This is a genomic window from Undibacterium sp. Tian12W (assembly GCF_049339405.1).
GTDB lineage: Bacteria > Pseudomonadota > Gammaproteobacteria > Burkholderiales > Burkholderiaceae_D > Undibacterium.
Window position 1 is genome coordinate 179,083 of record NZ_JBMPPK010000008.1, and the last position, 15,104, is coordinate 194,186.

Consider the following 15,104-nt stretch of genomic DNA (forward strand, 5'->3'; position numbering starts at 1 on the left):
GTACTGCTCAGGCATGCTTAATCATCAGGTTGAAGGAGGCAAAGCCAGGCGCAAATCATTTGGCTTGGGCATTTCCCCAGGGTTTTTGTGGCGGGTCGTCATCACCGTGCTGTAGGCCGCCCAGGCCGTGTCAAACACACTGTCACCTTGCTTGAATTTGATGTTCTTGTTCAATAGATGCTCTGCATGTGGTGGCGCATCATCAAAAGTATACAAATTCATTGTGCCGCTTGCAGGGAACAGTTGCGATGCAGAGATGGGCACGGCACAGCCACCATAGGTTTTACAGCGGTTGTCGCTAGCTGCGCTATATAAGGTGCCTGTGGGCGGCGGTCCTGGAGGAGCGCCGCAAATACCATGCGAACCACGGTCTGGAGTTGCGGCTACAAGCGCTTCTTTGTCTGCTTCTTTTTCCGCTTCTTTTTCCGGCTTAACAACCATATCTATCTGGGCAAAACCACAACCACCCTGGGCCTTGCAACCGTTTGAACCACGGCAACTATGATAAACCGCAATTGCAGCACATTGATTATTTGCTTCTTCTGATTCCGTTACCTTGTTGGCGTTGAAATCCAGTCCCTGGCAAGAGTGGTACAAAATATTCTTGTCTGGCAGCGGAACACTGACTGACAAATCTGGTGAACAACCTGTGATCGCCCAGCAAATCGACATGCGGTCGCCTGACCCAACCATGGATGGATAGGGGAAGTTCGTTTCCTTGTTTGCCCAGTACTCGTCCAGTACCGAGGTAATACCATAAATGGCGCCTGCAGATACGCTGCTTAACATCTGTACGGTTTTTGCGCCTTCGCTTTTCAGGCGATTCAGTGCACCGGCAACGTCATCAGGTGTAGGGATATTTTGTGGCGCTGACGCCGCATCATATTCCTTATTGGTCAGCATGGCAGCTGTCCAGTGATTGCCTGCAACTGCATGCCATTGCTCCCAGGTCAGCAAATGATCAGCGGCGGTCTCACCAGGATGTTCCATCTCCTTGCGGATATCCTGGAAGCGCTCATAGTGATCAAATGCTGCACTGTGGAAGCGTGCCGCAGCATCCCTGGATGCCGCCTTATTGCCATCTCCGTCATACGCAGGATAATCAGCGATCAAGCCTTCATCCGATTCGCGATAATCAGGCTGTACGGCACGCAGTAATTGAGTGCGGCGGTAGTGTTTGATCCCTGCAGAATTACCTTCACCCTGATCAGTAATCGCGCACATCATGTCGATGGCCTTGTTTTGCGAACCTGCCATCCCGCCATCAAGATCTTCGGGGCCAAACAAAGTATCAAATTGCGGATATTCTTTTTTGGGGTGACTTTCGTTTGGCTGTTTAGGTGTGCTGTGGACATTGAACATGTCTTTTTGCACCGCATTGTTATCAAACAGTTTTTGCCACAGTGTCTGGCCATCCGTATATTCCATGCTGATGTATTTGGCATAGCATTCATACATATAGCCAATGGTGCCGAACAGTGGCAAGTCAGCAAAGCCCTTGTCCGGAGTCCAGTTCGCCAAAGGTATATCCGGGAAATACTTGTCGGCGTTGTGGCGCAATTCTTCGCGAGCCTGCTTTTCTGGCTGCTCGATTGCCAAAAACAGTTCTATCTGGTTGTTATTCAGCGACTCTAGATTGACCCTGACATCCTTGTAACTATTGGTATCTCTGAGATCAACTATGCAGGGTATTTTGTGTGTGTCCGGACCGTAGCAAATCCAGCCACGCTCACTGTTTTGCAGACCTGAATTTTCAGTAAAACTGGGACTGACACCAATCGCCGTGGCGATATTCGCTGCCATCTGCAAATGCAGCATTTCCTGTATGAATACGCTGAAGATGACATTGAAGGCACGCTCATTAGCTGTACTGGCGTCTGCCGTGGTCGCCATTCCTGGCCATTGGCGGCCTTTATAATAATTGTTACCCTTGGAATTGATCTGATGCGTGCCGTAGATCGAATACATGGAATTCATGTACAACGGTATCGTAAACAATTCTACGCTGACAGTCGCCTGAGCAACGGCTCTTACGGCGGCTACATCGGTGTTTAATTCTGACAGGGGACGATTCTTGATGGCGTGCTGCGGTGCTTCAGGTATGGCTGCGAACATGAGACGACTCCTGCGCTGGCTTGATATGATTGGGGGATGTGCAGACGAAATGCGGCAGTAAAAAATGAACAAAACGCAATGACTTTAACATAAAAGAATATGTGCTTGAAAGTATTTGAGTGCACCTATTCTTTTAAGAAGGTTTGTTTTTTTGCGGCATCTTCACAACTTTTGGAGCAATCGGTATGAAAGAAATTATCAGTCAATCTCAGCTTAGCTTATCGTCGCTTGCAAACCCGGTAAGGGCACAGGCCATGCGTGCCTATATGAAAAATCGTTTTGAATTTCTGGGTATTCCCGCACCTGAAAGGCGCAAGACGTGTGTAGATATTATCCGGCAATTGAAAACGGTTGATGCGGATGAACTTTTACAGATCGCAAATGCCTTGTGGGACTGTGAACAGCGCGAATATCAGTATCTGGCAGTGGATATCCTGGCCAGGCATTACCGGCGCTTACGTTTGGAAGATGTGCCAGCCTTGCTCGTATTGGTACAGCAAAAATCCTGGTGGGATACTGTCGATGGTCTGGCCGGTATCGTCGGCGACGTATTGCAGCAAAATTTGACGGCGAGCCGGAATATGCAAGCTGGCATGGACAAAGCGCTTGGGCATCCCGATTTTTGGGTAAGGCGCATCGCCTTATTGCATCAGTTAGGCTGGCGCGAACAGACCGACGTGAACGGATTATTTACCTATGCCCTGGCGCTGGCAGATGAAAAAGAGTTTTTCATCCGTAAAGCGATAGGCTGGGCCTTGCGTGACTATGCCTGGCATGATCCCGCTGCCATACGAGACTTTTTGCAAGAAAATCAGAGCCTGTTTTCTGGGCTGACCTACCGCGAAGCTGCTAAAAACCTGGAGAAATTAGGAAAATAGTTTAAAAAAATTGTGTAGTTCCTTCCGCAGCAGCACATTAAGCAACCATGCTGCATGGCATTTGCAATATGATATCGCTTGTTTGTTAATTGCCAGTCTGTATTTTTCCTGATGAAACCTCAAAAACTTATCTTGTCTGCCATCGCCGTCATCGGCGTGACTGTCGCCTCTTATTTTGTCGTACAAAAATCTAATCAGTCTCCAGAGAGCAAAGCGGCAATCTCCCAGCTTGAGCAAAAAGATGCATTTGATCCAGCCAAATTGCCAGAAGACCTGAATGGCTTGTTGGTTGCTTATCGCAAAATCATCATCTTGCTGGCCGATGAGAAAAAACTTAATCCCAAAGAGCGCAATGAGGCGAACCGGGTAGGGCAGGCTTTGTTCCATGAGAATCTGGTCAGGCTCAATGATCTGGACGCTTTTTTCAGTAAATTGAAGTCACTCAGCAATGCCAAGCGCGAAGCCAGCTTTGACACCATCCTGACCTATATAGAATCTGGTGAAGATTTATACGATGCAGACCGTCTCGCATTCCGCGAAGTTTTGCTGAAGATGCAAACATTGATAGCGACAGAACAAACGCTGCCAGCTATCAAGCTGCACAAGCGCGTTACTGACGACTTGAATGCACTCAGTGAAATCGAAAAAGAATACGACAAAGAACTTAAAGAAATTTTCTCGCGTTTTGAATCCCGCTCCATAGAACTGAAGCGTGAGCGCTGGGATGACTACATCGCCAAACTGCGCAAGCTGTATAACCGCGAACAAATCCTCAAGGATTATGGCTTCATCCTGCCTTACCCGGAAAAACCGGAAGCAGCCGACGAAAAGGACAAGGAAATTTTCGGTCAGGGCTTGCCACCAAAAACCGTCGTGTTGACTTTCGACGACGGCCCACACGCTACCTATACCGATGAAATTGCAGCGATACTCAAGCAATACAATGTGCCAGGCGTGTTCTTCCAGGTGGGTAAGAACGTCGGAAGTGTTGATGCACAGGGCAAGGAATCGCTGAATAAAAATGCTGCAACCAGCAAGAAACTATTGAGTGCAGGCCATGTGCTGGCTAATCATAGTTTCAGCCACGCTTTGCTGTCCAAGCAAAGCGGCAATAATCTGACTGCAGAAATTGAGCAGACAGATAAATTGCTGAAGGCGATAGACCCTGCACGTTCATCCTTGTTCCGCTTCCCTTATGGTGCAAAGAATAAAGAAGGCATGCAAATCCTGCACAAACTGGGCTTGCGTTCAGTCATGTGGAATATTGATTCGCTGGATTGGGCTGATCCTGTGCCTAATTCGATTGCCGGACGTGTACTTGGCACTTTGGAGAAAGAGCAACGCGGCATTATCCTCTTCCACGATATCCACGAACGCACGGTTAAGGCCTTGCCGCTGGTACTCGATAAACTGATTGCTGATGGCTATAGCTTTGCATCATGGGATGGCACGGACTTCAAAATTGCCAAGGGTGGCAAGCCTACGCCAGAAAAAGTCAGTATCAGTACCGATTATCAAAATAGCTGGGCTATCGTCATTGGTATCAACGACTATGCAAAATGGCCCAAGCTGCAATATGCAGTGCAGGATGCCAATGCTATCCGCGACACCCTGATCAATCGTATGGGTTTCGCCAATGACAAGGTATTGACACTGACCAATGCCGATGCGACCCGCAATAATATCCTGGCCTTGTTCCATGAAAAACTGGGGCATGGGCAATTGAAAAAAGATGACAGGGTCTTCGTCTTCTTTGCAGGCCATGGTGCAACCAGGAAGCTGAGTTCTGGCCGTAACCTGGGTTATATCATCCCCGTTGATTCTGACCCTGAGCAATTGTCTGTCGATGCCATTCCCATGACAGATTTGCAGAACATTGCCGAGAGCCTCAATGCCAAACATATTTTGTTTGTTATGGATGCCTGTTATAGCGGGCTGGGGCTGACGCGTGGTGGTGGCACCAGCGCATTCCTGCGTGAAAATAGCAAGCGCTTGGGACGCCAGATGCTGACGGCAGGTGGTGCCGATCAACTGGTTGCTGACGGCGGACCTAATGGTCATTCTGTCTTTACCTGGACCTTGCTACAGGCACTGAGTGGCAAGGCCGACATGAATGGTGATGGCATGATCACCGCGACAGAGTTGGCAGCCTATATTGCGCCTGCGGTATCAAGCGTATCGCAACAAACGCCTGCATTTGGCAGTTTGCCAGGCTCTGAAGGCGGGGAGTTTGTTTTTGAAATACGTGGTGAAGGCGAATTTTTGAATGCCAAAACCAACCAGCTATCAGCTGATGCCATTGCTCTCAACAACAAGCTTGATGGTGCGGTGAGCAAAGCAGGTAGTGACACGCCCATCGTCATCAAGAACCTCAATGGTGGCGAACAAAAAATTGCTGCACCTAAAATGGTAGATGGCTCATCAAGGCAACTGGCACAAAGAGCCAATGACCATGGGCTACAATTATATAAAGAGAAGCAATATGCTCAGGCAGAAGCTGCATTTACTGAGGCTCTGAAATACAGACCTGACTTTGGTCTGGCGGCAAACAACCTTGGTTTTGTCTATTTCAAACAGCAAAAATATGCAGAGGCAGCGCGCTGGTTTGAAAATACTTTGCAGATTGATCCTTCCCGCTCAATTGCTTACCTGAACCTGGGTGATGCCAGGGCGTTATTGAATGAGAATGAGAAAGCCAAAAAAGCTTATACAAGCTTTCTGGAATTATCACCAAATAGTTCGAATGCCAATTATGTCAAAGAAGCGCTAAAAAAATTGAACTGAGGTTTTATTCATTAGCAGCAATTAAATTTTGAGTAAAAAATAAATATGAATGGTGTAAGTTTGAAGGCAATGCGCAGTCTGCTGCATTTCAGCCAGCATGAAGCGGCAGAATTGATTGGTGGTGTCTCAGTACGCACCTGGAGTAACTGGGAAGCAGGTGCGCAAAAGATACCGCAAGATGTGATATCCATGATTAATTACCTCATGGTGTGTCGCAAGAAGGCAATTACAGATACGCAGGCAGCGATAAAAACCTACTACCAGCAAATGCCGCCCGGAGTCAGCAAAAAACCAGTAGCATTAGTCTGGTATGACAGCTTTGAGGATTGGTGCACTTTGCCATATCGTGAATCGATCATGTGGAGGCCACAGCAGTCTGTGGTTGCGCATCTGATCTCGGTAGAAAACTGCAACGTTGTACAGTTTGATACAGGCGCCTATGAAGCCTGGCTGGGCCGACGCCCGGATAGTGACTCTATGCGTAATCAATGGGCAGAAGAGCAGGTAAGCGCCTGATCACGCATCACAAAGCTGCATTGCCCCAGCTTTGTGACGTCACCTACTTCTTGTTTATCTTTGCCCTATGCGGGTATCACCAAACAGGTTTTTCTGATCACGCGGTTGAGAGCGCCAGTACTGCTTTGGCGCATCCACTGTCGCGCCTAATTGCGCCGCTGCATGCCAGGGCCAATGCGGGTCATACAAAATGCCACGGGCGATGGCAATGGCGTCGGCTTTGCCGGCAGTAATAATTTCTTCTGCCTGATGAGCATCCGTGATCAGGCCCACGGCAATGACCGGTATGCTGCAATGCTGTTTGATTTCTTCTGCCAGATGAACCTGATAACCAGGCCCCAGCGGGATTTTCTGGGCAGGTGAAACCCCGCCGCTGGAAACATGGATAAAGTCACAGCCACGCTCCTGCAATTGCTGGACAAAGAGTTTGCTTTGCGAGATATCCAGACCACCGTCCACCCAGTCTGTTGCTGACAAGCGCAGGCCAACTGCCATGCTGTCTTCGGGAACTGCCGCCCGGACGGCATCAAATACTTCCAGGGGAAACCGTAAACGGTTTTCGACCGAACCGCCATACTGATCTGTGCGCTGATTGGAAATGGGAGATAAAAATTGATGCAGCAAATAACCATGTGCTGCATGTATCTCAATTGCATCAATACCCAAGCGGTGCGCGCGTACCGCTGCATCAACAAAAGCCTGTTTCACGCGTTGAAGGCCGGTATCATCCAATGCCAATGGTGCACGCTCAGCTTTCGCATGCGGCACAGCCGATGGTGCTACCATTTGCCAGCCACCGTCTTCCGGTGCAATTAATTGACCACCATGCCATGGTGCCTGGCTCGAGGCTTTGCGTCCAGCATGGCCGAGCTGTATCGCAATGGGTATGGCAGAATACTGGCGTATCGAAGTCAACACTTTCGCCAGCGCAGCTTCAGTCTCATCTGACCATAAACCCAGGTCGCCAGGAGAAATGCGGCCTATCGCTTCTACAGCGGTGGCTTCAAGTATCAATAAACCGGCACCTGACAGAGCAAGTCCACCCAGATGAATAAGATGCCAGTCGGTCGCTTTGCCATTTTCTGCAGAGTACTGGCACATGGGGGCAATGATGATGCGGTTTTTTAAACTTAGCGAACCAAGCTTGATGGGGGAGAAGAGAGCGCTCATGTCTTGGAGAAATGCCTGAATGAAGAAGTTGTTTGATTTCTTTATTATGCCTGCGCTTTTCTATTGTTGCAGGGAGCTGCTAATTGTTCAGCTTGCCTCCAGAGCTTCAACGATGGTCTTGATTTTGACTGCCTTTTCGAAGTGATCAAACTTGTTTTCCATAATCCACCATGTGGCAGCTTCCATCAGTAATTGCGGGTCATCGTTTTTGTTGGCAAAGAAGGCATAAAAGGACAGGCCAACATTGCTGCCTTTTTGCTCTATTTTGTTATTGCATACTTCGATGATCTTTTTTTTCAGAGTGCTTCTCATTATTTATTCGTATTCAGGGTTAATGCATGCAGTCCTCGGTAAAACGAGGCTACGTGCAGTGCTTGTGAAAACTCATTGGTTTCTATTTTTTGCTGTATTTCAGGAATAGCCAGAAAGTCGAATTCTATATCTTCAGACACATCCAGTTGCTGTTCATTTTTTAAACTAAGCCCGGTAGCAAAAAACAAATGAATGGTATTGGTTTGACGGGCCGGGTTGGCATACATGGTTCCTAAAGATTGCCAATGAGTGGCGGTGTAGCCTGTTTCTTCCAATAATTCTCTTTGTGCGGCAAGGAGAGCTGTCTCACCCTCATCAATGACACCACCCGGTAATTCTATGCAAACCTTTTTTACGCCGTAACGAAACTGCTTTACCGTCAATATGCGGCCATCATCTGCCTGAGCAAATACATGCACCCAGTCTGCTTCATGAAGTACATAATAAGGTTCGATTATTTGTCCTTTAGGGAGCTTGCATGTATCTGCGGCCAGTGTTAACCAGTTATCGCTGATTAGTATCTTTGAGCTTAAGGTTTCCCAAGGTTTCATAGTAAGGTCCAGGCTTGCGAAGGAAAAATCAATCCATCATATCTTCTCACGAAATTATCTTATTCATATTATTTAATGCCATGTGATCTGATAAGCTGATTTTCAAGGGTCATGAGCTTATATATTAATTGCTATTGAGTTTGACTTCGTCGCGCCCATTTGCGTCTGATCAACGAATGTTAGATGCAAATCACATTCGCAATCCTGATTAGGTTGTCGATATGGAATGGTTAGTCCTTATTATTGTTTTACTCGTACTTGGCATCGTTGTCTTGCCCAGGCTGCGCTTGCGTCATGTGTTGTCCCAGGCCTTTCCCTTGAATTATTCTAAAATTTTGCGCAAAAACCTGCCTGGCTATACGCGTATGCCGACTGACTTGCAAATGCAGTTGAAGAAGCGCATACGTCAGTTTCTCTATCAAAAAACTTTTGTTGGTTGTGGTGGCTTGACTATCACGGATGAAATCAGGGTGACGATTGCTGGCAAGGCTTGCCTCCTGTTGCTGAATCGTGAATCAGATGTGTATCCGCAGCTCACGCATGTCCTGGTATATCCATCAGCATTCGTGGCGCCCCGGACTCAAATGAATAGCGACGGCATCGTCACGCATACCAATCAGGGATTGAGCGGTGAATCATGGAGTGATGGTCGTGTCATCCTTGCCTGGGATCAGGCAGCGCATAATCCCGACAATGAAGCGCGGGGGCAGGATGTGGTTATCCATGAATTTGCTCATCAGCTTGATAGCGAAACGGGAACGACCAATGGCGCTCCAGCTTTAAAGTCTGCCGCAGCTTACAAGGCATGGTCGGCGTTGATGGAAAGAGAGTATGCACTACTGCATCATGCGATAGCCAATGATATTACTACCGTCATTGATCCTTATGGTGCGACCAATCCGGCAGAGTTTTTTGCTGTCGTGACTGAAGCCTTCTTCAAGAAAAGCCGCGACCTTGCTCAATATCATCCAGCCTTGTATGAACAGTTGCGGGTCTATTACCAGGTTGACCCATGTGATTGGGTTTAATCCTTGAATCAAAAAACTAGGGGCGCTGTATGCGCCCCTTTGCTTTATTCTACTGCTTCCAGAAATTCCTGCTGTTCCAGCCAGTCAGCTTCTATCTGCCCTAACTCCTTGACGACGTAAGCTTGGTCAAGTAACAGTGTCTTCAGCTTTTCCTTATTGGCATCGTTATAGATATCACCATCTTCCAACTGTGCATCAATGTCTTTCTTTTTGATGTTCAACTTGGCCATCTGTTCTTCAAGACGTTTGATGCGTGTTTCTATTGGTTTGCGCAGATTGGCGAGGCGTGTACGTTCGTCGGCATCGCGTTTGCGTTGTTCCTTGTCATCGACCTTGACAACGGGGATGGGTTTGGCTTGTGGCAAAGCAGCTTCCTGCGCCTTGGTTTTTTCTGGCAGGGCAGGGTTGGCTTTTTCCAGTTTGTTTTTGAACAGCCAGTCTTTGTAATCGTCCAGATCGCCATCAAATGGTTGCAGCTTGCCGTCAGCAACAATGATGAACTGGTCCGTAGTTGCACGCAGCAAATGCCTGTCATGTGAAACAACGACGAGCGTGCCTTCAAACTGCGCCAGGGCATCAGTCAGGGCTTCGCGGGTTTCCAGATCCAGATGGTTGGTTGGTTCATCGAGCAGCAAGAGGTTGGGGCGCTGCCAGACTATCATTGCCAGTGCCAGACGGGCTTTTTCACCGCCAGAGAATGGTTTGATCGGGCTGCTCACCATGGTGCCAGGGAAGTTGAAGCCACCCAGGAAGTTGCGTAACTCCTGCTCACGTACATCAGGGGCGATATGGGCCAAATGCCACAGTGGTGATTCGTCATGGCGCAACATTTCTACCTGGTGCTGAGCAAAGTAGCCGATCGACAAACCCTTGCCAGTTTGCATGACACCGTTCAATGGTGCGATGTCGCCGACGATGGTTTTGATGAGTGTAGATTTACCTGCACCATTCACACCTAAGAGGCCAATGCGCTGACCGATTTGCAGCGTGAACTTGACATCGCCCACGATTTTTTTCTCGGTGAAACTGTGATCAGTTTCTGATTCTGTACGATAGCCGCAATCCACATCTTCCATCACCAGCATGGGATTCGGCGCACTCAGTGGCTCGCGGAATTCAAAAGAGAACTCGGCAGCTGCCCGCAAAGGCGCCATTTCTTCCATGCGTGCCAAGGCCTTGATACGGCTCTGTGCCTGTTTGGCTTTGGATGCCTTGGCCTTGAAGCGGTCAATAAAGGATTGCAAATGGGCGCGTTTGCGGTTTTGTTTCTCCAGCATGCCCTGCGCCAGTTCAAGTTGCGCTGCACGCTGGCGTTCAAAACCGGAATAGTTACCACCATAGCGCTTGAGCTTGCGCTCATCAATATGCACGATGACATTTACCACGCCGTCGAGGAAGTCGCGGTCATGGGAAATAATGATCAGTGTGCCTTCATAGCGCTTGAGCCAGTCTTCCAGCCAGATGATGGCATCCAGATCCAAGTGATTGGTTGGTTCATCAAGCAGCAGCAAATCGGATTTGCACATCAGTGCCTGTGCCAAGTTCAGACGCATACGCCAGCCACCAGAAAAACTGGCGACTGATTGTTCCAGTTCATTGATCTTGAACCCCAGGCCCAGCAGCAATTGTTCTGCACGCGGGCGCACGGTGTAGGCATCGGCATCGGCCAGAGCACCATACATATTGCCGATAGCAATACCATTTTCATAGCTCTCTGGTTGGGCTTCCAGTTCAGCGAGTTGTGCCTCCAGTTTGCGCAATGCAACGTCGCCATCTATTGCGTAATCGATGGCGCTGCGTTCCAGTGGTGGTGTTTCTTGCGCAACGTGGGCAAGCTGCCATTTGGCCGGGAAATCGATGCTGCCCTGGTCAGGATGCAATTCACCACGCAACATGGCAAACAGGCTGGATTTGCCTGCGCCGTTGGAGCCGATCAAGCCTATCTTGTCGCCGGGATTGAGCGTCACATCGACGCTGTCAAATAATGGTTTGATGCCGCGCGCCAGGACGACTTGTTGAAGACGTATCATATAAACTTAATTAATGGGTAATACTATTGTTGATGCGAAAAAATGGAAAAACGGGCAAAACTGGTTTTGCCCGTCTTCATTATGTTTATTGCACTGTACTACACTGATTTATGCAGTGAAATTGCTCAGTTGCTCAGCCTCTATCAAAAATACCATGTCATCACCGGCGCTGGTACTCAACCAGGTCAGGTTCAGTTCCGGGAAAGCGGCTTCGGCAAAGGCACGTTCATTGCCAATTTCTACCATCAGCAAGCCATCTTCAGTCAGGCGTTGTGCAGCGCCTGCAACTATCTTGCGTACCAGGTCCATGCCATCATCACCACCTGCCAGGGCAATTTGTGGTTCGTGCGTGTATTCCTTGGGCAGCTTGGACATTGAGCCGGAATTCACATAGGGTGGGTTGGTGATGATCAGGTCATATTTCTTGTCCGGCACATTGCTGTACAGGTCAGACTCGATCAGGGTAATGCGGTCCTGCAATTCATAGGTTGCCACGTTACGCTTTGCCACTTCCAGCGCATCTTTGGAAATATCGACTGCATCCACATGCGCCTCAGAGAACATATCTGCCAGCATGATGGGCAGGCAGCCAGAACCGGTGCACAGTTCAAGGATGTTGGTGATGGCTTCTGGATCTGTCACCCATGGTGAAAAATGCTCAGGGATCAGTTCAGCGATGAATGAACGCGGCACGATGACGCGTTCATCTACGTAGAAATTATAAGTGCCTAGCCAGGCTTCATTGGTGATGTAGGAGGCGGGCACGCGATCGACTGCACGTTTGTCAATCACGCGCAATACGGCATCTATTTCTGATGGCAATAAATGCGCATCCAGAAAAGGTTCTATCTTGTCGAGTGGCAGGTGCAGGGTATGCAGCAGCAAATAGGCTGCTTCATCCAGGGCATTGGCGCTGCCATGGCCAAAGAACAGCTTTTCTTTGTTGAAACGGGTGACAGCATAGCGCAACAGATCGCGCAGGGTCAGAAAGGTAGTAGCGGGTGTAGTCATATTGTTTCCATATCGGCCAGTGGTAAGCTGATCAGGTCAGCAGGTTTTCCAGAGTGCGGCGATAAATGTTCTTGAGCGGGTCTATGTATTGCAGCTCTATATGTTCGTCAATTTTATGGATGCTGGCATTTGGTGGGCCAAATTCAACCACTTGTGGGCAGATCTTGGCGATGAAGCGGCCGTCAGATGTACCACCGGTAGTGGAGAGTTCAGTTTCTATACCAGTTTCAGCACGTATCGCATCACCCAGTGCGTCGCTGAGGCTGCCTTTGGGTGTCAGGAAAGGATGGCCACCCACTGTCCACTTCAACTCATATTCCAGGCCATGTTTGTCTAGTATGGCATGCACACGTTGCTGCAAGCCCTCAGCTGTACTGGCGGTGGAAAAACGGAAATTGAAATCGATAACCGCTTCGCCAGGTATCACGTTAGAAGCACCTGTGCCGGCATGAATATTCGACATTTGCCAGGAAGTAGGCAGGTAATACTCATTGCCTTCATCCCAGACTTCAGCCACCAGTTCAGCCATGGCAGGGGCGGCCAGATGAATTGGGTTTTTTGCCAGTTGCGGATAGGCGATATGGCCTTGTACACCTTTGACGATCAGCTTGCCTGACATGGTGCCGCGACGGCCATTCTTGATGGTGTCACCCAGTTTATCTACGGATGTTGGTTCGCCAACGATGCAGTAATCAAGCTGTTCGCCACGAGCTTTGAGCTTTTCGCAGACAACAACTGTGCCGTCCGTAGCAGGGCCTTCTTCATCACTGGTAATGAGGAAGCCGATAGAGCCTTTATGATCTGGGTGAGCAGCGACGAATTCTTCTGTTGCCACCACAAAAGCGGCAATCGAAGTTTTCATATCAGCCGCACCACGACCATACAGCTTGCCATCTCTGTGAGTAGGTATAAATGGAGCAGACTGCCATTGTGTAACGGGGCCAGTAGGTACGACGTCAGTATGACCAGCAAACACCAGTAAAGGCTGGGCCTGACCACGTCTGGCCCACAGATTGGTCACATCGCCAGACTGTATGGTTTCGCACTGAAAACCCAGAGGTTCCAGCAGGGCGATCAAAGTGTTTTGACAGCCTTTATCTTCAGGTGTGACCGAATCCAGCGCAATCAGCTGTTCGGTCAGGGCTAGTGTTTTACTCATGTTTACTTATGAAAAATGGACTGATACTGTGGCACTGAGAAACCGACATTCACTTGCGATTTGCCGTCGTTATTGATCAGCAATACCGGGCGTTTGATCACAGATGGTTTATCCAGCATGAGTGCGATGGCCTGTTCTGTATCTTCGGCAGAGGCTTTTTCTGCATCGCTGAGCGCACGCCAGGTTGTGCCTTTGCGGTTGATCAGTACATCCAGACCTTGATGCTCCAGCCAAGTTTGTATGGCGGCACGGTCCAGGCCTTGTTTTTTGAAATCATGGAATTCAAAAGCCAGTTCCTGCTCTTGCAACCAGGTACGGGCTTTTTTAACGGTGTCACAGTTTGGAATGCCAAACAGGGTAATGCTTCGCATCATACTTTATACGTTCAGGGTAAATTCTGTGAAAGAAGCTTCTTCTTTGGTTTCTGGTTCTGGTTCTGGCTTTGCTGCTACGGCAGTGGATGCTTCATTGTTCAGCAGCCATAACAGGTTATTGGCAGAATCAGAATTGGCCAGGCCTTCCTCCTGCGTGATCAGGCCTTCACGTATCAAATGCATGAGGGCGCGCTCAAATGTTTGCGAACCAGGTGACAAACTTTTCTCGATCGCCTCCTTGATCTGGAAGATATCGCCTTGTTCTATCAACTCTGCCACATAACGGGTATTAAGCATGATTTCGACCGCCGGTGCACGACCACCGTCTATAGCGCGTATCAGGCGTTGCGAGATAATCGCGCGTATGGAAGACGACAAATCCAGCAACAATGCACTGCGTGTTTCCATGGGGAAGAAACTGATGATACGGTTCAAAGCTTGATAACTATTATTCGCATGCAGGGTCGCCAATACCAGATGGCCGGACTGTGCATAGGCAATCGCTGCCATCATGGTTTCGAGATCGCGGATCTCACCAATCAGGATGCAATCAGGTGCCTGACGCAATGAGTTCTTCAGCGCAGTTTTCAGACTTTCAGAATCGCTACCAATTTCACGCTGGTTGACGATGGATTTTTTACTGCGGAACAGAAATTCTATCGGGTCTTCCAGTGTCAGGATATGACCAGTCTTGACTTCATTCCTGTGATCCAGCATGGATGCAATCGTGGTTGATTTGCCTGAGCCGGTAGAGCCGACCAGCAAGATCAAACCACGTTTTTCCATAATCAGCTCAGCCAGTACTGGCGGCAGATGCAAGGTGTCGAGCTTGGGAATATCACCGGGCACATAACGGAACACAGCAGAGATAGAGCCACGCTGACGGAACGCCGAAAGACGGAAGCGGCCTATGCCAGCAGCGCCGATACCGACATTAAGCTCGTTTTCAGCTTCCAGTTGCTCCATATGTTCAGGTTCTACTACCTCGCTGAGCAGCGACAGGATGTTTGCCTGATCCATTTTCTGCTGATTGATAGGGAGCAGATTGCCATTGATTTTCAAGTGTATGGGCGAATTCATCGCGAAAAACATGTCAGATGCATGTTTTTCCTTCATCAATTGAAATAACCTCTCCATCGCTGCCATGATGTGTCCCTAAGCTGAGCTAATTATTAA

General features: G+C 48.8%; 13 protein-coding genes. 4 read left to right on the plus strand and 9 right to left on the minus strand.

Annotated elements, in window-relative coordinates:
* Positions 1–24: 24 nt before the first annotated feature.
* Entirely contained in the window at positions 25–2,115 is a 2,091-nt protein-coding gene (locus ACO0LI_RS12105; protein WP_423032757.1) for a ferritin-like domain-containing protein, read from the minus strand.
* Positions 2,116–2,300: 185 nt separating this feature from the next.
* On the opposite strand from ACO0LI_RS12105, the gene ACO0LI_RS12110 reads away from it, so the two are divergent.
* The 3 genes from ACO0LI_RS12110 (at position 2,301) to ACO0LI_RS12120 (ending at position 6,293) form a co-directional block, all read left to right on the plus strand.
* Complete coding sequence (locus ACO0LI_RS12110; protein WP_423032758.1) at positions 2,301–2,993, plus strand: DNA alkylation repair protein; 693 nt, start codon at positions 2,301–2,303, stop codon at positions 2,991–2,993.
* 111 nt (positions 2,994–3,104) lie between these two features.
* The gene (locus ACO0LI_RS12115; protein ID WP_423032759.1) at positions 3,105–5,777 is read left to right on the plus strand and encodes a polysaccharide deacetylase family protein; all 2,673 of its coding nucleotides are present in this window, start codon (positions 3,105–3,107) and stop codon (positions 5,775–5,777) included.
* Positions 5,778–5,822: 45 nt separating this feature from the next.
* Positions 5,823–6,293 (plus strand): DUF1870 family protein, encoded by a 471-nt coding sequence (locus ACO0LI_RS12120; RefSeq protein ID WP_423032760.1) that lies wholly within the window; start codon positions 5,823–5,825, stop codon positions 6,291–6,293.
* 54 nt (positions 6,294–6,347) lie between these two features.
* Here the strand turns inward: ACO0LI_RS12120 and ACO0LI_RS12125 are convergent, their stop codons facing one another.
* The 3 genes from ACO0LI_RS12125 to ACO0LI_RS12135 form a co-directional block, all read right to left on the minus strand.
* Positions 6,348–7,463, minus strand: a complete 1,116-nt coding sequence (locus ACO0LI_RS12125; protein ID WP_423032761.1) for an NADH:flavin oxidoreductase/NADH oxidase — start codon at positions 7,461–7,463, stop codon at positions 6,348–6,350.
* An 87-nt stretch (positions 7,464–7,550) separates the two neighbouring features.
* Positions 7,551–7,775: a DUF6500 family protein gene (locus ACO0LI_RS12130; RefSeq protein ID WP_110254221.1), complete on the minus strand. Its 225-nt coding sequence runs from the start codon at positions 7,773–7,775 to the stop codon at positions 7,551–7,553.
* The gene (locus ACO0LI_RS12135) at positions 7,775–8,326 is read right to left on the minus strand and encodes an NUDIX hydrolase (RefSeq protein WP_423032762.1); all 552 of its coding nucleotides are present in this window, start codon (positions 8,324–8,326) and stop codon (positions 7,775–7,777) included. Before ACO0LI_RS12135 ends, ACO0LI_RS12130 begins: the two co-directional genes overlap by 1 nt.
* A gap of 221 nt (positions 8,327–8,547) precedes the next feature.
* On the opposite strand from ACO0LI_RS12135, the gene ACO0LI_RS12140 reads away from it, so the two are divergent.
* Positions 8,548–9,354, plus strand: coding sequence for a zinc-dependent peptidase (locus ACO0LI_RS12140; protein WP_423032763.1), 807 nt, complete (start codon positions 8,548–8,550; stop codon positions 9,352–9,354).
* Positions 9,355–9,398: 44 nt separating this feature from the next.
* Here the strand turns inward: ACO0LI_RS12140 and ACO0LI_RS12145 are convergent, their stop codons facing one another.
* From ACO0LI_RS12145 to ACO0LI_RS12165, 5 genes are all read right to left on the minus strand, one after another.
* Positions 9,399–11,384, minus strand: a complete 1,986-nt coding sequence (locus tag ACO0LI_RS12145; RefSeq protein WP_422949860.1) for an ATP-binding cassette domain-containing protein — start codon at positions 11,382–11,384, stop codon at positions 9,399–9,401.
* Positions 11,385–11,492: 108 nt separating this feature from the next.
* Positions 11,493–12,395 carry a 50S ribosomal protein L3 N(5)-glutamine methyltransferase gene (gene prmB, locus ACO0LI_RS12150; protein WP_423032764.1) on the minus strand — a complete coding sequence of 301 codons (903 nt, stop codon included), beginning with the start codon at positions 12,393–12,395 and terminating at the stop codon, positions 11,493–11,495.
* Positions 12,396–12,426: 31 nt separating this feature from the next.
* Entirely contained in the window at positions 12,427–13,554 is a 1,128-nt protein-coding gene (gene dapE, locus ACO0LI_RS12155) for a succinyl-diaminopimelate desuccinylase (RefSeq protein WP_423032765.1), read from the minus strand.
* Positions 13,555–13,556: 2 nt separating this feature from the next.
* Complete coding sequence (locus tag ACO0LI_RS12160) at positions 13,557–13,928, minus strand: ArsC family reductase (protein ID WP_423032766.1); 372 nt, start codon at positions 13,926–13,928, stop codon at positions 13,557–13,559.
* A 3-nt stretch (positions 13,929–13,931) separates the two neighbouring features.
* Entirely contained in the window at positions 13,932–15,074 is a 1,143-nt protein-coding gene (locus ACO0LI_RS12165; RefSeq protein WP_422949864.1) for a PilT/PilU family type 4a pilus ATPase, read from the minus strand.
* Positions 15,075–15,104 lie beyond the last annotated feature (30 nt).

Coding starts and splice junctions, on each gene's coding strand:
- ACO0LI_RS12125 (WP_423032761.1), bottom strand. CDS start 7,463: ATGAGCGCTCTCTTCTCCCCCATCAAGCTTGGTTCGCTAAGTTTAAAA.
- prmB (WP_423032764.1), bottom strand. CDS start 12,395: ATGACTACACCCGCTACTACCTTTCTGACCCTGCGCGATCTGTTGCGC.
- ACO0LI_RS12145 (WP_422949860.1), bottom strand. CDS start 11,384: ATGATACGTCTTCAACAAGTCGTCCTGGCGCGCGGCATCAAACCATTA.
- ACO0LI_RS12110 (WP_423032758.1), top strand. CDS start 2,301: ATGAAAGAAATTATCAGTCAATCTCAGCTTAGCTTATCGTCGCTTGCA.
- ACO0LI_RS12135 (WP_423032762.1), bottom strand. CDS start 8,326: ATGAAACCTTGGGAAACCTTAAGCTCAAAGATACTAATCAGCGATAAC.
- ACO0LI_RS12140 (WP_423032763.1), top strand. CDS start 8,548: ATGGAATGGTTAGTCCTTATTATTGTTTTACTCGTACTTGGCATCGTT.
- ACO0LI_RS12120 (WP_423032760.1), top strand. CDS start 5,823: ATGAATGGTGTAAGTTTGAAGGCAATGCGCAGTCTGCTGCATTTCAGC.
- ACO0LI_RS12105 (WP_423032757.1), bottom strand. CDS start 2,115: ATGTTCGCAGCCATACCTGAAGCACCGCAGCACGCCATCAAGAATCGT.
- ACO0LI_RS12130 (WP_110254221.1), bottom strand. CDS start 7,775: ATGAGAAGCACTCTGAAAAAAAAGATCATCGAAGTATGCAATAACAAA.
- ACO0LI_RS12165 (WP_422949864.1), bottom strand. CDS start 15,074: ATGGCAGCGATGGAGAGGTTATTTCAATTGATGAAGGAAAAACATGCA.
- ACO0LI_RS12115 (WP_423032759.1), top strand. CDS start 3,105: ATGAAACCTCAAAAACTTATCTTGTCTGCCATCGCCGTCATCGGCGTG.
- dapE (WP_423032765.1), bottom strand. CDS start 13,554: ATGAGTAAAACACTAGCCCTGACCGAACAGCTGATTGCGCTGGATTCG.
- ACO0LI_RS12160 (WP_423032766.1), bottom strand. CDS start 13,928: ATGATGCGAAGCATTACCCTGTTTGGCATTCCAAACTGTGACACCGTT.